17 protein-coding genes are annotated in these 18808 nt (G+C 52.3%); 8 read left to right on the top strand and 9 right to left on the bottom strand.

Annotation, left to right across the window (positions count from 1 at the left end):
• Together AYI96_RS06865 and AYI96_RS06860 are read left to right on the top strand one after the other, a co-directional pair.
• Complete coding sequence (locus AYI96_RS06865) at nt 1-1269, top strand: YeaH/YhbH family protein (RefSeq protein WP_039033971.1); 1269 nt, start codon at nt 1-3, stop codon at nt 1267-1269.
• A 12-nt stretch (nt 1270-1281) separates the two neighbouring features.
• Nucleotides 1282-2802: a SpoVR family protein gene (locus AYI96_RS06860; RefSeq protein WP_144361282.1), complete on the top strand. Its 1521-nt coding sequence runs from the start codon at nt 1282-1284 to the stop codon at nt 2800-2802.
• Between the two features lie 102 nt (nt 2803-2904).
• Here the strand turns inward: AYI96_RS06860 and AYI96_RS06855 are convergent, their stop codons facing one another.
• From AYI96_RS06855 to apbC, 9 genes are read right to left on the bottom strand one after another with little or no spacing between them, the layout of a single operon-like run.
• Nucleotides 2905-3696, bottom strand: coding sequence for a TatD family hydrolase (locus tag AYI96_RS06855; protein WP_039034016.1), 792 nt, complete (start codon nt 3694-3696; stop codon nt 2905-2907).
• Nucleotides 3697-3740: 44 nt separating this feature from the next.
• A complete protein-coding gene (locus tag AYI96_RS06850; protein ID WP_025011164.1) occupies nt 3741-4067 on the bottom strand; it encodes a PilZ domain-containing protein in 327 nt (108 codons plus the stop codon).
• A 10-nt stretch (nt 4068-4077) separates the two neighbouring features.
• Nucleotides 4078-4995 (bottom strand): DNA polymerase III subunit delta', encoded by a 918-nt coding sequence (gene holB / locus AYI96_RS06845; protein WP_144361281.1) that lies wholly within the window; start codon nt 4993-4995, stop codon nt 4078-4080.
• Nucleotides 4996-5014: 19 nt separating this feature from the next.
• Nucleotides 5015-5647, bottom strand: a complete 633-nt coding sequence (tmk, locus tag AYI96_RS06840) for a dTMP kinase (RefSeq protein ID WP_025887713.1) — start codon at nt 5645-5647, stop codon at nt 5015-5017.
• A complete protein-coding gene (mltG, locus tag AYI96_RS06835) occupies nt 5647-6654 on the bottom strand; it encodes an endolytic transglycosylase MltG (protein ID WP_144361280.1) in 1008 nt (335 codons plus the stop codon). The genes tmk and mltG overlap by 1 nt, the downstream gene beginning before the upstream one ends.
• Nucleotides 6651-7484: an aminodeoxychorismate lyase gene (gene pabC, locus AYI96_RS06830; RefSeq protein WP_144361279.1), complete on the bottom strand. Its 834-nt coding sequence runs from the start codon at nt 7482-7484 to the stop codon at nt 6651-6653. Before pabC ends, mltG begins: the two co-directional genes overlap by 4 nt.
• Before the next feature lie 14 nt (nt 7485-7498).
• Nucleotides 7499-8080: a dCTP deaminase gene (gene dcd / locus AYI96_RS06825; protein ID WP_071477180.1), complete on the bottom strand. Its 582-nt coding sequence runs from the start codon at nt 8078-8080 to the stop codon at nt 7499-7501.
• 30 nt (nt 8081-8110) lie between these two features.
• Complete coding sequence (udk, locus tag AYI96_RS06820; protein ID WP_039033964.1) at nt 8111-8749, bottom strand: uridine kinase; 639 nt, start codon at nt 8747-8749, stop codon at nt 8111-8113.
• A gap of 12 nt (nt 8750-8761) precedes the next feature.
• Nucleotides 8762-9877: an iron-sulfur cluster carrier protein ApbC gene (gene apbC / locus AYI96_RS06815; protein WP_039033963.1), complete on the bottom strand. Its 1116-nt coding sequence runs from the start codon at nt 9875-9877 to the stop codon at nt 8762-8764.
• A 159-nt stretch (nt 9878-10036) separates the two neighbouring features.
• Here apbC and metG point away from each other — a divergent pair, with 159 nt between their 5' ends.
• From metG to AYI96_RS06785, 6 genes are all read left to right on the top strand, one after another.
• Entirely contained in the window at nt 10037-12067 is a 2031-nt protein-coding gene (metG, locus tag AYI96_RS06810; RefSeq protein ID WP_039033962.1) for a methionine--tRNA ligase, read from the top strand.
• 151 nt (nt 12068-12218) lie between these two features.
• Complete coding sequence (locus AYI96_RS06805; protein ID WP_071477179.1) at nt 12219-12644, top strand: hypothetical protein; 426 nt, start codon at nt 12219-12221, stop codon at nt 12642-12644.
• A 159-nt stretch (nt 12645-12803) separates the two neighbouring features.
• Complete coding sequence (locus tag AYI96_RS06800; protein WP_039033961.1) at nt 12804-13826, top strand: hypothetical protein; 1023 nt, start codon at nt 12804-12806, stop codon at nt 13824-13826.
• Complete coding sequence (locus AYI96_RS06795) at nt 13823-14356, top strand: hypothetical protein (protein ID WP_039033960.1); 534 nt, start codon at nt 13823-13825, stop codon at nt 14354-14356. The genes AYI96_RS06800 and AYI96_RS06795 overlap by 4 nt, the downstream gene beginning before the upstream one ends.
• Before the next feature lie 88 nt (nt 14357-14444).
• The gene (locus tag AYI96_RS06790; RefSeq protein WP_144361278.1) at nt 14445-14879 is read left to right on the top strand and encodes a hypothetical protein; all 435 of its coding nucleotides are present in this window, start codon (nt 14445-14447) and stop codon (nt 14877-14879) included.
• Between the two features lie 16 nt (nt 14880-14895).
• Entirely contained in the window at nt 14896-18495 is a 3600-nt protein-coding gene (locus tag AYI96_RS06785) for a DEAD/DEAH box helicase (protein WP_144361277.1), read from the top strand.
• Nucleotides 18496-18808: the final 313 nt, after the last annotated feature.

Raw genomic sequence — 18808 nt, 5'->3', positions numbered from 1 at the left:
ATGGCGAACTTTATCGACAGGCGGTTGAATGCCAAAGGAAAGAGCACGGTTAACCGTCAGCGGTTTATTAACCGCTATAAACAACAAATTAAAAAAGCGGTCAGTGATGCCGTCACTCACCGCAGCGTCACAGATGTCGACAAGGGAGAAAAGATCAGTATCCCCACCAAGGACATCAGCGAGCCCGTGTTCCATCAAGGCCCTGGCGGCGTGCGTGAGCGAGTGCATCCGGGCAACGACCAATTTACCCGCGGCGACAAGATAGACAGGCCTCAGGGGGGCGGCGGTGGTGGCAGCGGCAAGGGCGATGCCTCGAACTCAGGCGAGGGTCAGGATGACTTTGTATTTCAAATCTCCAAAGATGAATACCTCGAGCTCTTGTTTGAAGATCTTGAGTTGCCCAACCTGCAGAAAAACCGCCTGAACAAACTGGTGGAATATCAAACTTACCGAGCCGGTTACACCAATGATGGTGTGCCCTCCAATATCAATATCGTCCGGTCTTTGAGATCGTCTCTGGCGCGGCGCACCGCCATGTCTGCAGACAAGAAGCGGCGACTGCTGGAGCTGGAAAACGAACTGGCAGAGCTGGAAAACACCCCGGGAGCCAGTGCCGAGCGGATTTTGCAACTCAAAGAGGAGATTGAGGAGCTTAAACAGCGCATCGCCAAGGTGCCCTTTATTGACACTTTCGATCTGCGCTACAACAACTTTGCGAAACGGGAAGTGCCCACCAGTCAAGCGGTGATGTTCTGTCTTATGGATGTCTCCGGCTCCATGGATCAGGCCACCAAGGATATGGCCAAACGCTTCTATATATTGCTGTACCTGTTTCTAACCCGCACTTACAAGAATCTAGAGGTCGTCTATATCCGTCATCACACCCAGGCCAAAGAAGTGGATGAACATGAGTTTTTCTACTCTCAGGAGACAGGCGGCACCATAGTTTCCAGTGCGCTGAAACTGATGCACGAAATTCAACAGGAACGCTATCCGGCCAATGAATGGAATATCTATGCCGCTCAGGCATCCGATGGCGACAACTGGGCCGATGACTCGCCCACCTGTTATCAGATCCTCGAAACACAACTGCTACCCGTAGTACGCTATTTCAGTTACATAGAAATCACCAACAGGGCGCACCAGACGCTCTGGCGTGAATATGAAACCCTGCAAAAACAATTCGATAATATGGCGGTACAACATATTCGCCAGGCGGAGGATATCTATCCCGTCTTCCGCGAATTGTTCAAGAAGCAGGCGGTTTAAGGGGAAGCGATTATGAGCAAAATGAAAACACGCCAGCCACTGAGCGACGGGCCTGAATGGACTTTTGAGCTGCTGGAAACCTATGAAAAGGAAATCGCCCGGGTCGCGGAGCATTATCGTCTTGGGACCTATCCCAATCAGATAGAGGTGATCACCGCCGAGCAGATGATGGACGCCTACGCCAGCATTGGGATGCCCATAGGGTACACTCACTGGTCCTTCGGTAAGCGTTTTATTGAAACCGAGCAGGGTTATAAGCGCGGCCAGATGGGGCTGGCTTATGAGATAGTCATCAACTCCAACCCCTGTATCGCCTATCTGATGGAAGAAAACACCCTCACCATGCAGGCCTTGGTGATAGCTCACGCCAGCTTTGGCCACAACAGTTTCTTCAAAAACAACTACCTGTTCCGCACCTGGACAGATGCCGGTTCCATCATTGATTATCTTGTCTTTGCCAAGCAATACATCAGTGAATGCGAGCGTAAATATGGCATAGATGAGGTGGAAAACTTGTTGGACTCCTGCCACGCCTTAATGAATTATGGCGTCGACCGCTACAAGCGCCCAACAGAAATCTCGTTTCGTGAAGAGCAGGCGCGCCAGAAAGAGCGCGAGGCCTATCTGCAAACCCAGGTCAACGACTTGTGGCGCACCATCCCTTCACAGCAGACCAAGGAGGAAGCCAAACAGCAAAAACGTTTTCCGTCAGAGCCACAGGAAAACATTCTCTACTTTATCGAAAAACATGCTCCATTGCTGGAGCCCTGGCAACGGGAGCTGGTGCGTATCGTGCGCAAAATGGGGCAGTATTTTTACCCGCAACGTCAAACCCAGGTAATGAACGAGGGCTGGGCCACCTTCTGGCATTACACCCTGCTCAATCATCTCTATGACGAAGGCTTGGTCACCGACAGATTTATGTTGGAGTTTTTACAAAGTCACACCAATGTGGTGGCTCAGCCCCCCTACAACAGCCCTTATTACAACGGCATTAACCCCTATGCCCTGGGATTCAATATGTTCTGCGACATTCGCCGTATCTGCGAACAGCCAACAGAAGAAGATAGATATTGGTTCCCGGATATCGCCGGCAGTGATTGGTTGAAAACAGTGCATTTCGCCATGGAAAACTTCAAGGATGAGAGCTTCATCAGCCAGTATCTATCCCCCACCATGATCCGCAAATTCAAGTTGTTTGGCGTACTCGATGATGAAAGCAAAAACTATCTGTCGGTATCTGCCATCCATGATGAACAGGGATACCGGGAGATCAGGCAAATTTTGTCTTCACAATATAATCTGTCCAACAATGAGCCCAATATTCAGGTACACAATGTTATGGTCAATGGCGATCGCTCGCTGACACTGAGGTATATCCCCAGTAACGGCATTCCTCTGGCAGACAGTTGCCGGGAAGTACTCAAACACCTGCATAGATTGTGGGGATTTGATGTAACCCTGGAGCAGAAAGAGGATGACGGCGAGATCAGAGTACTGGCCTCTTGTCCTGACAAAGGCGAATATATCTGACCGTCATCTGAGTAGGTTGTCCCACCTTGCCTCACAGGCCATTTACTCACAACGCAAAACAGAAGCTCCTGCTATACGCAAGAGCCTTTCTGTTTCATTGAGTTAGCTTCTACCTGTTAGTTTAGCGGCATCCTTAAACAAGGTAAAAAAGTTATCTGTGGTGTATTGGGCCAACTCTTCAAAGGACTCACCTCTGAGCTCGGCAACAAACTCGGCGACATCACGAACAAAGGCTGGCTGATTCTCTTTTCCCCGGTGAGGCACGGGTGCCAGATAAGGCGAATCGGTTTCGACCAGCAGCCTGTCTTTGGGGATTTTACGGATAACACTTCGTAGCTCACCGGCATTTTTAAAGCTGACGATACCGGAAACCGAAATATAAAAGCCCAGATCCATCGCCGCCTTGGCCATTTCCCAGTTCTCGGTAAAGCAGTGCAGTACCCCGCCGCACTGTTCGGCGCCACCGTTCTTCAATATGGCTATGGTGTCTTCTCTGGCATCCCGGGTATGAACAATCAAAGGCTTGGCCACTTCTCTGGCCAGTGCCACTTGTTGCTCAAAGCATTGTTGCTGCAAGGCTTTGGTATCATCGGCATAGAAATAATCCAGCCCTGTCTCGCCAATGGCCACAACTTTCGGGTCGGCGGCATAACGCTTGAGTTCGTTGAGATCCAATCCCTCTTTCACATCCAGAGGATGCACCCCGGAAGACAGGAACACCTGCTCAAACCCGGCGACTTTGGCCTTCATCTCTGCAAAACCTTTTTGCCGGACATTGACGCAAAGAAAATAGTCTACCCCCCGAGCCTTGGCGGCATCGAGCAACTGACTGAGACTGTCGGGATCCGGCGCGGCTTTGAGGCGATCGAGATGGCAATGGGAATCAACTAACACTTGAACATCCACCCAAAATAGAAAAGGACGGCAAGGATAGCGCCCTACATAGTGCAGGTCAAATCGCCCGAGGCCAGCTCTCTGGAGAGGAGTTTTTCGATATGATGCTTGTGTGATTCGGGATCCGAGAGAATTTTAACCCCTATTCCGGCCGGCCGTCCTCCGGAAGCGCCGAGCGGGTTGATCCACACCACGACCCCCTGAAACTCATTGACATGAGTGGAGCCCGGCAAACGATAACCTATCTGGATCTCCTGACCGAGGAAATGCCCCTCGGTCGTTGCCACAAACAGGCCCGCCGGCTGAATAAAAGGCATGTAAGCACGATACAACTGGTGCAGGGTGTCAAAATTCACTGTCAGATCGACCATAGGATACTTTTTAAGTTTTCAGTCTCTTATATTCTAAGACATAATTCTGGCAAAGCGCCAAGTAGTTGACACTCGGCATCTGGCTCAGACGATTACAGGTATCCATCACCTTGGCAGCCAGGGTCGCTATTCGCGTCCGTAGCAAGGGGTCCTCCCCTTCGGTGGTTAACAGCTCTCTATGCAACACCAAGTATAAAACTCTAAGTACATCAGAGATTTGTTCCTCACCTACTGTTAACAAACTAGCACACAGATGGCCCGTTAACAAACTGGCGCGCCAATCGCGGCGATAATCCAATAAGGTCTGGTATCTGTCAGATTGCAAAACCTCTGCCAATTTTAGCGGCCCGCCGACGACGGGCAAACACCAGGTAACATCGGCCGGCAGCGGCAATTGCTGCGCCAACCAGGACTGAATGGCACTCTTGTCCGGCAGTTTTACCTGCACTCTCTGACAACGACTGGATATGGTCGGCAGCAGCCCGGCGGTGCTGTCGGTCTGTAGAATAATCAGCGTCCCCTGCCCCGGCTCTTCCAGGGTTTTCAACAGTGCATTAGCCGCAGCTTGATTGAGGCGCTCGCTTTGGGCGATAAGCGCCACACGCTGCCCTCCTTGCTGGGCCGTGGAGGTCAGATCCTGACAAAGCGTCCGCACCTGATCCACTTTAATCTGTTTACCATCGGCTTCGAGAAGATGAAAATCGGGATGATTGCCGGCGAGCAGCAGTTGGCAGCTCTTGCAATGACCGCACTCTCCCCAAGCTGTGGGTTCGCTGCACAGGGCCGCCGCGGCTATCTCTTCGGCAAGCTTCAGGCCGCCATAGCCCTGGGAAAGCCCCAGCAGCAAGGCATGAGGCATCTGAGCCGAGTGCAGTTGCTGCATAAAACGGGCTTTGGCGTCACTCAACCAGGGCATGTCCACTTTCATCACTCCTTATACCGCGTGCTTACCAATCTTTGGTTTGCAACACAGCCAGAATATCTTTATGTACTTCGGCCATGCTCTGACTGGCGTCGATAACCGCTATGCTGTCGTCCTGTTGTGCCAGGCTCAGATAGGTGGCACGGGTGCGTTCAAAGAAGGCCAGTTCCTGCTGCTCGATTCGATCCAGCTCACCACGGTTGGCGGCGCGGGTTAGCCCAAGGCTTGGCTCTATGTCGAGATATAGGGTCAAGTCTGGTTTAAAATCCCCAAGGGTGGCGGCACTGACTGCGCTGACCAATGGCATCAAACCTCGACCACCGCCCTGATAAGCCAGGGACGACAGGTTGTGTCTGTCGCCGAGTACCCAACTGCCCTCGGCCAGTGCCGGCTTGATCACTCGGGCCACCAGTTGCGCCCTGGCGGCATACAGCAGCAGACATTCAGATTCATCACACAGAGGGTCGCTTGCATCGGCCACCTTCACCAAGTCGCGGATCTTCTCCGCCAACGGGGTACCGCCCGGCTCACGGGTACAGACAGGTGCCTTACCGGTATGTTTTTCGATAAAGTCTCGCACCAATGCGATGGCGCTGGACTTACCGGCGCCTTCCAGGCCCTCGATAACGATAAATTTTGCAGTGGCTTTTTGTGGCATTATCTCTTTCTCTGATACTGGTTCACGGCGCGGTTATGTTCGGCCAGTGTACGGGAAAATATATGACTGCCGTCATTGCGGGAAACGAAGTAGAGGTACTCTACGGCTTCCGGGTGTGCGGCCGCCAGCAAGGCTTCCCGCCCGGGCGCGGCAATAGGCGTTGGCGGCAGCCCAAAAATACGATAGGTGTTAAATGGCGTTTCTTCACGCAGATCTTTACGGGTGATATTGCCATCAAAGCGCTCACCCATGCCGTAAATTACGGTGGGATCTGTCTGCAAACGCATGCCTTTTTTCAAGCGATTGACAAATACCGCCGCTATTTTGCCGCGCTCCTCTGCCAGGCCAGTTTCCTTTTCTATAATGGAAGCCAGGATCAAGAGTTCATAGGGACTCTTGAGCGGAATACTCTGATCCCGCTGCTGCCAGATACTCTCCAACTGTTGCTGCATCTTGATAAAGCTTTGGGTCAACAGGGTATTGAGCTCAGTGCCGGCACGATACTGATAGGTATCCGGGAAAAATTTGCCTTCCGGCAAGCCGCTGCTATCCCCTTGGGCTTCGAGCACATCGATAAACGGCTCGTCGCTGACTTTTAGATGCACCAGGGTCTGCAGATACGCTTGCCACTCACGAATTGTCTTGCCCTCTACCAGCGTCAGGGTAAAGGTCTTCTCATCACCGGCCACCAGCCGCTCCAGCAAAGACACAGGTGTGTCGCCGGGTTCAATCTGGTAAAGACCGCTGCGAATGGCGGTCGTCTGCGGGTATAGCTTACCCCAAAGCTTCCAGTGCCAGTCAAACTCCAACAGCTGCTGATTTTGCAACTCTTGCCCCAACTGGTAAAAGGAGGTGCCTCGTTTCAGCAGCAGCTCTCTGGGTTCATCCAGCTTAAGCTCGGTGGCCGCAAAGCGGTTGAGTTCGCTATAACCCCAAAAACCGACGCCCAGTGCCAAAGTCATCAGGGTAAACACAAAGGCCAGGGCCGCAACTAAGCATTTTTTCATAATTGGATAGCAAGTGCCTTGCGAAGAGGTGTGCTGCCGGGCCAGAGTTCAAAGCTTTGCTGATCCACAGCAATAACATCGACCAAACCCAACAGACTGTTACTGATAAAGAGGTGCCGCGCCCGTTGCAGCATCTCTGTGTTGATAGGACACAACTGCACATCTATGCCCTGGTCGAGCAAGGCCACAATCAACTGCTGTCGCATCACTCCGGAGACACCGCAGTAATTCATGGCCGGTGAATATGCCGTCAGTTTACCTTGCTCATTAGGTAGTAGCAGAAACAGATTGGCCATCGAGGATTCGAGCAGTAAATCGTCGCAGTCCAGTACCAGCCAATCATCAAAACCTTCAGGCAATAACTGCGTCTTGATAAGCACCTGTTCCAGACGGTTGAGGTGTTTAATGCCGGCAAGCCTAGGCTGTTTGCCAAGCCTGATGGATGAGGTCTTGAGGGCAATCCCTTTTTGCTGCCAATCTGGGTAATGCGCCGGCAATGGCGCCAGGCTGATGACTTCGGTGACTAAAGCGTCTGCCGACGGCGTATAACCACGTCCCCCCTCTCCCCGGGTGAGCTGCAACTTAAGGCAGCTATGGGGATTGGCGGCGGCGATACGCTTGAGGCTTGAGCGCAAGGCATCCGATGCCTGCCAGACAAAACCCAAACGCAGCGCCCCCTGAGTCAAGCGGGCAAGATGTTCATTCAGAAAGGCTATCTGTCCCTTACCATCTACCGCCATGGTTGCAAACAGGCCATCACCATAGGTAAAGCCTCGATCGCGAACGCAGACGCTATCCTGCTCTTTTCCCTGAACCCAGACACCACTCATGCGCAATCCAGGGCTCAGTCCTGGCTGATCCGACTGGCGACCGCATCCTGCTGATCGCGATACTTGGCGTTCTTGCGGGTATTGTAGGGTCTGGCCACAGGACGAGACAGGCGCTCAAAGTTCAGTGCCCCTATGGTCATCATGGGACGAAGTGCCAGCGGTAATTTACCGCTGTTGTAAAACTCAAGCACAATCCGCCCCTGCCAGCCCGGATCGATACGGTGCGCCGTCACGTGCACCATCAAGCCCAGACGCGCCAGTGATGAACGACCATCAAGCCAACCGACTATGTCGGAAGGCAGGTGAACACTCTCATAGGTCACCGCCAATGCCAGCTCGCCCGGATGCAGAAAGAAGGCTTCGCCATCGGCGATATCAATCTGCTCGCTCATCACTCTATCCAGCGCGGCCTGCACTTCGGCCTTGGGACCACTGAGATCTATATAAGGCGCAGTGTGATCCTTGAACACCCGAAACTGGTTACCCAGACGCACATCAACACTCACGCCACTGATGGCCTCTATGCCGGGACGGGGATCTATGACTATGCTGCCCTCGTCCAGACATTGTTCAATTTCGATATCAGTTAATCGCATCTCGCCTTCTAGCTCCCTGGATACTTGTGGTTATTTCGCCAGCAAATGCTGGATTCTGGCCTTGAGAATATCGGTGGCAATCCGGTTCTTGCCGCCCTTTGGCACTATGATGTCGGCATACTGCTTTGAGGGTTCGATAAACTGCAGAAACATGGGTCTTACCGTTTTCTGGTACTGGCTGATAACAGACTCCATGGTGCGGCCTCGCTCGGCCACATCACGGGTCAGACGTCGCAGCAGACAGATATCCAGCGGTGTATCCATAAACACGCTGGCATCCATCAGTTCACGCAGCTTAGGGTCGGTCAACAGCAGAATACCTTCGAGAATGATGACCTTTTTAGGGGTCATCTTCAAGGTATCGCTGGTGCGGGTATGCTCGGCGTAGCTATAGCAGGGAATGTCCACTGCTTGCCCCTGCTTGAGCGCTACCAGGTGAGTGCTGAGCAGTTCATGGTCCAACGCCTTGGGATGGTCGTAGTTGGTCTTGACCCTCTCCTCCATGGACATATGGCTCTGATCCCGATAGTAGGCATCCTCATTGATAACCCCTATCTGATCTGTCCCTAAGTCTCGGCATAGCTCTTCAAATATGGTCTTGGCGATCAAACTTTTACCTGACGCCGAAGCCCCTGCTATCCCGATAACGACACACTGTGGCGAATTCATGCTGCGAAAACCTTACTCATCATCTGCTATTGCGATTGAAATACCGCTGTGATTCTTTTGTTTTGCCAGTTGGGCACCCACACGGCGAGCGATATCCCGGTAAATGCCGGCAACTTCACCCTCAGGCGCGGCCACCACAGTCGGCTCACCGTTATCCATATCCTCACGGATATTGATATGCAGAGGTAAGGCACCCAGCAAAGGCACTTGATAACGCTCGGCTATCTTGCTGCCACCATGAGTACCGAAAGGATGCTCTTTATGACCACAGGCAGGACACAGATGGAAACTCATATTTTCCACAATACCGACGACGGGGATGTTCACCTTCTGGAACATGGTGATACCTTTCTTGGCATCGGCCAGGGCGATATCCTGAGGCGTTGTGACTATCACGGCGCCGCTGACCGGCACTTTCTGCGACAGGGTAAGTTGGATATCCCCTGTGCCCGGAGGCATGTCAATCATCAGGTAATCCAGCTCAGGCCATTGGGTTTCATTGAGCAGTTGCGCCAAAGCGCCAGCGGCCATAGGGCCACGCCATACGGCGGCCTGATCATCGGTCAGCATGAAACCAATACTCTGGGCGCTGATACCGTGAGCCGTGGCGGCTGTCATATGCACGCCATCGGGGGATACAGGTCTGAATGTCGGGATCCCCAGCATCAATGGAATGGAGGGGCCATAGATATCGGCATCCAAAATACCCACCCGGGCGCCTTCTGCCGCCAGGGCCAAGGCCAGGTTAACCGCTGTGGTAGACTTACCCACACCACCCTTACCGGAAGCAACGGCAATCACCTGCTTCACGTTGGGAATAGGGGCAATATTGCCAAGGGCCGAGTAGCTGAAAGGCTCAAAGCCAATCTCGCACTCCACCTCGTCGATGGCATCGAGCTTGGACAACTCATTGGTCAGCGCAATCACAGTATCGCGATATTGGGTCTGACAAGGATATGGATACAAGATGGTCAGCAGCAGCCTTTTACCATCCAAATCCAACTTACGAATACAACCGGCATCGACTAAACCCTGGGCCAGGTATGGATCCTGAAACGCATTGAGAATGGCAAGAACCGGACCGAGCAGATCGTCACTGAGACGATAGTCCTGAGAAGCAGAAGACAAAACGCAATCCCCTTTTGATAAATTTCGCCAAGTGTACCAGATAATGATGCGATTATTAGAGTAGAATTAACTCACTCATGTCAGGTTTTGATGAAAAAGCCGGATTAATCGGTTAGTATCTATGCCATTCTTTCAGGGCCTAGATTTAACAGAGAAAAGATGGCAACTACACAACGTAAAATCCTTGTTACCAGCGCGCTTCCATATGCCAACGGTCCCATTCACCTGGGCCACATGCTCGAGTACATACAGACAGATATCTGGTCCCGCTTTCAAAAACTTCGTGGCCATGAGTGTCATTATATCTGTGCCGATGATGCCCACGGTACACCTATCATGCTCAAGGCCCAGCAGATGGGGATCCAACCCGAAGAGATGATCGCCAAGGTCAATCAAGAGCATCAGCAGGATTTTGCCGAGTTCAATATTGCCTTTGACAATTATCACAGCACCCACAGCGAAGAGAACCGCCAGCTGGCCAACGAGATCTACCTCAAACTGCGCGATAACGGCTATATCAAGAGCAAGACTATTTCCCAGCTGTTCGATCCGGAAAAGTCCATGTTCCTGCCGGACAGATTCGTCAAGGGCACCTGCCCCAAGTGTAAGTCTGAAGACCAATACGGCGACAACTGCGACGCCTGTGGCGCCACCTACAGCCCAACCGAGCTGATCAATCCGCGCTCTGCGGTATCCGGTGCCACCCCGGTCATGAAAGAGACAGAGCACTTCTTCTTCGATCTGCCTGCCTTTGAAACCATGCTCAAAGAGTGGACCCATTCAGGGTCATTGCAGAGTGAAATGGCCAACAAGCTGGATGAATGGTTCGAGCAAGGCCTGCAGCAGTGGGATATCACCCGTGATGCGCCCTACTTTGGCTTTGAGATCCCCGATGCGCCGGGCAAATACTTCTACGTTTGGCTCGATGCGCCTGTGGGCTACATGGGTTCATTCAAGAACCTCTGCGACAAGCGCCCGGAGCTGGACTTTGACGAGTTCTGGAATGCCGACTCAAAAGCTGAGGTGTATCACTTCATCGGCAAAGACATAGTCTATTTCCATAGTCTATTCTGGCCGGCCATGCTCAAAGGCGCCGGCTACCGTCAGCCAAGCAGTGTCTATGCCCACGGCTATGTCACGGTCAACGGCGCCAAAATGTCCAAGTCCAAGGGCACCTTTATCAAGGCCCGTACTTACCTGGATCATCTGGATCCTGAATATCTGCGCTACTACTATGCCGCCAAGCTCTCCAGCCGCATTGACGATCTGGACCTGAACCTGGAAGACTTTGCCGCCAGAGTCAACTCGGATCTGGTCGGTAAGCTGGTTAACCTGGCAAGCCGCACCGCCGGCTTTATCGTCAAGCGTTTTGACGCCAAACTGGCCAAAGTGGAAGACAACAGCCTGGCCGAATCCTTTCTGGCCAAACAGGAGCTGATCGCCGAGCTGTATGAAGGTCGCGAATACGGCAAGGCGATGCGTGAAATCATGGCGCTGGCCGATGTCGCCAACGCTTACGTTGCCGATGAAGCTCCTTGGCAATTGGTGAAAAACGAAGAAACCTTGGCCCGCGCCCATCAGGTATGCTCAGTGGCGCTGAATTTGTTCCGTATTCTGGTGACTTATCTTAAGCCGGTACTGCCGCGCTTGGCCGCCGATGTTGAAGCCTTCCTCAAGCTGGAACTCAGCTGGAGCGGCTTGGCAATGGATATGGCCGGTCACCAAATCAATCCGTTCAAGCCTATGATGCAACGTATCGAGCTCGATAAAGTGAGCGCCATGGTGGAAGCCTCCAAGGAAAGCCTCAAAGCAACCGAAGACACCCCCAAGGCCAGTGGTCCATTGGCGGATGACCCTATCAGCCCAACCATAGAGTTTGACGACTTTGCCAAGCTGGATCTGCGGATTGCGCTTATCAAGAAGGCCGAGCATGTCCCTGAAGCCAACAAGCTGCTCAAATTACAGCTAGATCTCGGCGGCGAAACCCGTCAGGTATTTGCCGGTATCAAGTCGGCTTATGCGCCGGAAGATCTCGAAGGCAAACTGACAGTAATGGTGGCCAACCTGGCTCCTCGCAAGATGCGCTTCGGCCTGTCTGAGGGCATGGTGCTGGCCGCGGGCCCTGGTGGTAAAGAACTGTGGATCCTTGAGCCCCATGAAGGTGCTCAGCCGGGCATGAGAGTCAAATAAACTCACATCCATAAATCCCCCTAAGGCCACTTCCGTGGCCTTTTTATTGGATCTACCCAGCTAAATTAGCAATTAGAGCTTGATAACTTGATGTCTCTGATGCCTTTGGTTACCCTCTGTGCATAAATAACAGCCCTAAAGGAAGGATCCTATGGCTGAATCCCCCTTCCATATCATGCTGGAGGAAACCGCAAAACTCCCCATCCGCCAAGCGGTATGGAGCGCAATGTCGGATTTGTTTCTCGATACCGATGTCACTCTGCACTACCCCGGCATTATCCGGGTATGTGCTCTTTCTCCTTATTCCCTAAAAGAACTGGAGCATATTCTGTATCGGGAAGTTGCGCCTGTTTGTGGCCCCAATTTATTCGACGTCTGTGGTGAGTGGGCGGGCTTCGATGAACAATGGCTCAAGGAGCAAATCTTACTGCGACTCAACAGTTCTCCCTGTCTTTGGCAAAGAGTAAAGCTGCACTTGGCAGAACGAATGTTCAATGATTATTTAACACCTCACTGGCAACTGCTATCGACACAGATTCATAGTAGGCGCAATAACACACTCGCTGACAAGCTTTGAAATAATATTGAATCAATTTTATGCAAGCTGTTGCATATATTAATATTTTTTTCAAAAAAACACTCAATGTCTGGTTTTTTATCTCAACTTTCGTGTTAAGGTTTGCGCCGTCTTTCACGACATAAACCTCCAGCCTAAACAGATAAGTAAGATCCAACCGTGGCCCATACAAATAGCCTTCCAGCCCCTTTGAATATTCTGCTGCCCATGCGTCGTTATCGGTTGAGCTTTCGTCATCAGCAGTTGGAGATCCTGGGTAAGGTCTCACGCTTTTTACTGCAGTCTTTTACCTTATACGGCGTAACTCAGGAACAGATCCAGCAAGTTACCGCACTGACAAGCTCACAACTAACGCCACTGCTGGAACGTTTATGTGCGCTCGGCTGGCTGGAAGATGACCTGCGCCAATTAACCCCACAAGGGAGTCAGATGGCGCTGGCTTGTGAACTGACTGAGCTGAGCTTTGTGCTGTGGCTTGATGTGATGGATCCACAACTCAATCCCGTTTGGTGCCACGATGAACAGCTGTTATTGAAAAACAACCCCTCCGAACCCTGGATGACCTTGAGAGAGTACGAAACAGACTGGAATATTCAGCAGGTGCTGCAACAGCAAAGACTGAACCGCCGACTGGCCTCCAGCCTGGAAAATCAAGGGGAGCTAACCGAGCTGATGCAACAGCTTTGTCCGGCCAAGTATCACAGGATGTTGCAGGAGCAGCGTACTGCCTGGCAGCCACAGCTTGAGATTATCGGCGATGAAACAGAGCTTCGTTATGCCTGGGTCGAGCTTGATAGCGAAACATCATTAACTTCGGAAAAACGCGGCACACTGCTATTAAAAGCACCGGTGCTCGAATATCAGGCCAATTACACAGTGCCGCCCCTGCTCGACTCAGCACTGGCAAGTCCCCCAACCAGTCGACTCCACTTGTGCCAGTTGAGCGGCGCCGTTATCAACACCAGCGAGCGAGTCGAGGGCAACGCTAGTTGGCCCAAGAGCGCTGAAAAGCCCATAAGCGAACTGTTGCAAGTCATCGCCGCGAAAGAGCAGCCCCTTGATACCGGCATTAGTCGTCACATCACTCTGAACCAGAACCTGCGCCCGCTGCGACTCGACAAGCCGCAGTTGATGACGGCACTCAAGGCACAATTTGAAACCTCGTTGGAGCCAAACCAATGAAAACTGTTTCACTGTTTGCCAGTAAGACCCTGGAAGTCGGCAGTGCCCGGCAAGCGAGGCTCTACCAGGCTGGCCGAATAGGTTATCAACTGATGCGCGGCGCTAAAGGGGTTAACCCTGTCTTGGTGTGGGTCGATGCCGCCATTTCTGTACTGGACTGCCTCAACTCCTATTTTAAGCTACAGCGCGCCAAAGAAGTCACCGAGCAGTTGCAAGCTCAAAAACGTACGTTGCAGCATCAACTCAAAAACCTCAGCAAACAGATGGCACTGGAGCAAACGCTCTGGCAAATGGAGGCCGAGGAACGCATGACACTGCTGCAACACAGATTACAGCACGACAATCAACTGACGACTCAACTTGTCACAGAGCTGCAAAGTCGCCGCCAGAGTCTGGAGATCTTTCTTGGACAGTTGCAGCACCTGAGAAGTACCGCGCGCCGTGAGTGCCCAGAGCTCAGACGACTCAGCAGACTGACCGATGAGTTAATGAAGGCACAACTCTTGTGCTTGGTCGGCGCTTTTGAGTAACACCAAGCTTAGCTAAAGATTTGCGATTCACTATCATCAACCCTATCCACCTAAATCAGGGCTATTGAAGTTCAGAGGGCATACACAAATGAAAACTCCCAGCCGTATTGGCACCAAGTCCCCAGCCAAAGCACAAAACAAAACCCCGGAGCTAAGCGGCGCAGAAGTCGTTGCACTAGCCAAAGAAGCGGTCAGTGCTTATCAGAGTTACAACCAACTGGAAACTGCCAGAGCGGAAACTGAAAGAGTCAAAGCCGAAGCATTAAAAGAGATAGAGCTGTCCGACAACGAATTACGTCAGGCACAACTCAAACATCAGGAGCGCTGTCAGGAAATCGCCCTCGACAGGCTCAAGGCCGACAATGAACATCAACTCAATGAACAGGCCCACCAACGCTGGCAGCAGGATCATCAAAGTCGCGAGCAGACGATTGAGATTTTGCGCCGTAAGGTGAGTTTGGGTGAAGCCAGCGATGAAGAATATCAGCTGCTGCAACTGCTGCATAAATTGCCAAACCTTTAATCCAGGAGTTTATTGAGTGCTGCCAGCCATCATCATAGGCATAGGGGTTACTGTCACAGCAACTGCGACCGCTTGGTTGTTCGATAGAGCCACAGCTAAAGAGCATCAGCGCCACGACGAGTTGCGCGGAGACATAGACGCTCTCAATCGGCGTTATAACAGCATGGCGGCAGAGCACGACAGGCAGCAAGCTCTACAGTTGAGTCAGTCGCTGCAGCAACTCTGCTCCAAAATGGAAGCTCAACATCATGAGCTGCTGAATAAGGTCAGCCTGATAGACGCCGAACTCCAACTGTTACCCGAGCAAATAGCCACAGAGCTCAATGATGAGGGGCTCAGCCCCTATCGGCGCCGGGCGCTGCAGCAAAGTTATTGTCAGGTAGAAGATGCCCGCAGCCGCCTGGTTGCCTACAAAGACTATCTCGACTGGTATCTGGCACAACTCAAAGCCGTGCGGGATACGCTCGACACCGAGCCTTCAGTATCTGAACTCAAAAAACGCCTGGATGAGCTTACGCCACCGAGCCCGACCTTACCTGCAGAATGGCTCTATGTCGGAAAAGTGGTGCTGGTAGAGCAAGATGAACTGGATAGAGACTTGCCCTTCAACAGCAGGCTGCATCTTGGCAATAACCTGGGCTTGCAGGGCTGGAGCAACGACCTGCAGCGCAAGCTGTTTTTCAGCTATGACGATCCACAAGCCATTCCATTGCAAATAACTCACCAACGCAGCGGCAAGAATGGCACCCGGTTATTCTATGCCTGTGTCGCCAGAGGTGTCGCCTGGGTAGAGGCGATAATGGCGGCCAGGCCAATGGCATTTGAAATTGAACGCCGGGTAGCCAAAGGCTATCTGGCCCATACCCAAGGCAAGGCCATATCCGCCTTTCTGCCAAGGCAAATGACTCCCAACCCCATGTTGGAACTGTTGCCGGGCCAACAGATACAGGCTTGGCCAGAGCTTTACAACCTGACGCTGGATGCCAGTCCCGGCCAGCAGCAATCCCGGGGAAGAATTCAACTCAATATGCTGGACACGGCCGAACTCGGCGGCACAGATGAAGGCTCACTCTATCTTTACCTGCCTTCGGAGCTGTTTTCTGAGCAAGAGCTCATGGCGCTGCGGGCGGATGATCCAACCCCCTGGCGCTTGCTCCATTCAGATATGGAACAGGACAGTGGTGACTTGCAACTGGCCCGCCACACTCTGGCGCTAAACTGCCAAATTGATACCAAGCAAGCCTGTTTGCGGGTCAGCGATGTCGAAGACTTTGAAGACAGAGGTCAGGGGTATGAACTGCCCTTTATGTTGATCCCTGCAGACAGTGCTCTTGAGTCCAGTGTGCTGGCCAATCCGGATGGTATCAGTGCCCTTGTCGCCTTTATCAATCACTTGAGCAGCAGTGAAGCCGACAGCCAGGCGCGGATGGCACAACTGAAGATGCTGGGTCAGTGGCAAAGCGTGCTCGATTATCAGCAGGCGCAGTTGGATATCACCTTGGTGGGACGGGCCGACAAACTGCAGGAGCAAGATCAGGACTTACTGCTGCACTTTATAGTCGATGACAGTCAGCACCAGCTGCTGACAAATTTCAAAGCCGGGTTCAAAGCGCAGCAAAGCAGTGGTTTTTCGCCTCGTTGCACCCTCGAATACTGGGGCGAAACCGCTGCAGGCGAATTTGTCTGGCTCAATCCCCTTCCCGCCCGGCAACAAAACCGCCTGGAAGTGACTATCGATTCCGGTAGTTTGCAGCTGAGGCTACCGCAAAAATGGGCACAAGAGCTGCAATCCACTCAAGTCGGTGCAACAAAAACCAGCCTGCGGCTCAGTCTCAAGTTATTTGACGAAGCGCTGCAGCGACAACAAGCGGCTTTGGATGCATTTCGTAACGATGCCTTGGTCGAGCCCAGGCTGAAGCAGATACTTCTGGCACCGGGCAGCTATACGCCGCAACAGGACCCATTCTGGCAACACAGATTGCGTGAAGATCTTTGCTGGCAAAATACCCAACTGACCGAACGCCAGAAACAGGTTATCCGCACAGCACTCAGTGAGCAGCATCTTGCTCTGATCCAGGGGCCGCCGGGTACCGCCAAGACCACTTGCATAGTGGAGATGCTGCATCAGATTTTCCACCATCGTCCAGAGACCCGGGTATTATTGGTATCGCAGCAACATGCGGCGGTAGACAACGCCCTGGCACGCTTTATTGATTTACACCAAGCCTTGCTGGAAAAGCAAGAGGTGCGGCTATTGAGAATTGGGGCCGATGACAAGGTCAGTGGCAAGCTCAGTGACTACACCATTAAACAAAAACTGAATGACTTTGAACAGCGAAGTCGCCGCAGTGCCCTGGCCTGTACAACCGAAGCCGAACCTTTGCCTGAGCTGGCTCACCGTTGGCTGTACGGCGTTTTGGGCACAGAGCAGGAACAACAAAGGCTTGATAAAGAGCTCAACTGGATGTTACTGGCAGATCATAATCTGGTTGGCGCAACTTGCGTTGGGCTCGCCTCCAGACGTCAAAGCATAGATCAGCTCAGGTTCGACCTCGTCATCATTGATGAAGCAGGTCGCTCCACGGTACCCGAACTCATGATCCCTCTGCTCAGAGCCCGCAAGGTGATACTGATAGGCGATCATTTCCAACTGCCTCCCAGCGTTGCGCCGCTACTGCAGACAGATGAAGCCAATGACGAATTGCCCTTTTTGAACGAATGTTTCCTGGAAACCAGTTTCTTTGAAGGCCTCTATGATCAATTGCCGCCCACAAGCAAAAGCTTTTTGGCTGAACAGTTCCGAATGCCGGAAAAGATAGGCGATCTGGTCGCCGAGCTCTTTTACAGCCCCAATGGTGAGCGACAACTGTTCAACGGCCGACAACTGAATGAACAAGACTTCGTCCTGCCGCACACCTTGATTTGGAAAGATGTCGCCGGTCAACAGCAACAAGAAGGCACCAGTAAGTACAATCGCGAAGAAGCCGAGGCGATAGTCACCTTTATCAAGAACCTGGCAGACAAAAATAACCACCGGGGGAACACCACTGAGAGCCGGGTGACTCATCAGCCTGCCACGCCTCTGGGCATCGCCGTCATCACCCCCTATGGCGCCCAGAAACGACTGATCCGTGCCCTGATGAGCGAGTTATCATCGCCCGCGGCAAGTGGCGAATATCGGTTGGGTCAGTTCAATATCCGCATCAATACGGTGGACAGCTTTCAAGGCAGCGAAGATGAGATAGTCTGTTATTCTACGGTGCGAACCCAGGGCAACCTGCGTTTTATTCTCGACTGGAAACGACTCAATGTGGCCTGCTCCCGCGCCAAGCAAAGCTTGCTCTTCTTCGGCGATCTCGAGTTTCTGAGTCGCCCGGGCGCCGCCGGGAAACACAGAAACCTGTTTGCCGAAGTGATAGCCAGAATTCCCAAACATTGCCGATTACGAAGAAAACCGGATGCCGACGGCAAAAGCCCAAGACAAGCTACGGGCAAAAAAGCGACACATTCACCCAAAAGACCAATGGGAAAACCGTTAAAGAACCGGCCTCCCAATGATAAACAATCAAGGCATAAACGGCACAAACTCGCGCCCAAGACCGAGCAGACGGTTTAATAACTGTCTGTTTTCCTTGGGCTTGGCCGGAAATGGAGTTCGGGCGCCAAACGACTATAACCCCTCAGGTAAGCCATGCTCACTTATCCGGAGTGTGGCTTTCAAGTAGCCGTAAACTTCAACTGCGCCCGAACAATTGCAAAGGCCTGATTATCAAAGCGACAGCAAGCCTTTTGTTCGTATTTTCCCTCCAAGAGCAAACTTAACTCTGACAACTCACCTTGTGAGCGCTCAGATACTTGCTCCATCTATCCTTTCGTCTGCAACAGCTCATTTGGTGTATCCATTTTGTCCCGGTTACAAAAGGTATTCC

Origin of the sequence: Shewanella sp. MSW (genome assembly GCF_007636515.1) — a bacterium.
GTDB lineage: Bacteria > Pseudomonadota > Gammaproteobacteria > Enterobacterales > Shewanellaceae > Shewanella > Shewanella indica.
The sequence above is the reverse complement of the archived record's forward strand: the minus strand, read 5'-3'. Positions and strand labels throughout refer to the sequence as shown.

Bases quoted from the DNA above. Each gene is read 5' to 3' on its own strand.
- AYI96_RS06865 (WP_039033971.1), top strand. From the start codon at position 1: ATGGCGAACTTTATCGACAGGCGGTTGAATGCCAAAGGAAAGAGCACG.
- AYI96_RS06860 (WP_144361282.1), top strand. From the start codon at position 1,282: ATGAGCAAAATGAAAACACGCCAGCCACTGAGCGACGGGCCTGAATGG.
- AYI96_RS06850 (WP_025011164.1), bottom strand. From the start codon at position 4,067: ATGGTCGATCTGACAGTGAATTTTGACACCCTGCACCAGTTGTATCGT.
- holB (WP_144361281.1), bottom strand. From the start codon at position 4,995: ATGAAAGTGGACATGCCCTGGTTGAGTGACGCCAAAGCCCGTTTTATG.
- tmk (WP_025887713.1), bottom strand. From the start codon at position 5,647: ATGCCACAAAAAGCCACTGCAAAATTTATCGTTATCGAGGGCCTGGAA.
- mltG (WP_144361280.1), bottom strand. From the start codon at position 6,654: ATGAAAAAATGCTTAGTTGCGGCCCTGGCCTTTGTGTTTACCCTGATG.
- pabC (WP_144361279.1), bottom strand. From the start codon at position 7,484: ATGAGTGGTGTCTGGGTTCAGGGAAAAGAGCAGGATAGCGTCTGCGTT.
- dcd (WP_071477180.1), bottom strand. From the start codon at position 8,080: ATGCGATTAACTGATATCGAAATTGAACAATGTCTGGACGAGGGCAGC.
- udk (WP_039033964.1), bottom strand. From the start codon at position 8,749: ATGAATTCGCCACAGTGTGTCGTTATCGGGATAGCAGGGGCTTCGGCG.
- metG (WP_039033962.1), top strand. From the start codon at position 10,037: ATGGCAACTACACAACGTAAAATCCTTGTTACCAGCGCGCTTCCATAT.
- AYI96_RS06805 (WP_071477179.1), top strand. From the start codon at position 12,219: ATGGCTGAATCCCCCTTCCATATCATGCTGGAGGAAACCGCAAAACTC.
- AYI96_RS06795 (WP_039033960.1), top strand. From the start codon at position 13,823: ATGAAAACTGTTTCACTGTTTGCCAGTAAGACCCTGGAAGTCGGCAGT.
- AYI96_RS06790 (WP_144361278.1), top strand. From the start codon at position 14,445: ATGAAAACTCCCAGCCGTATTGGCACCAAGTCCCCAGCCAAAGCACAA.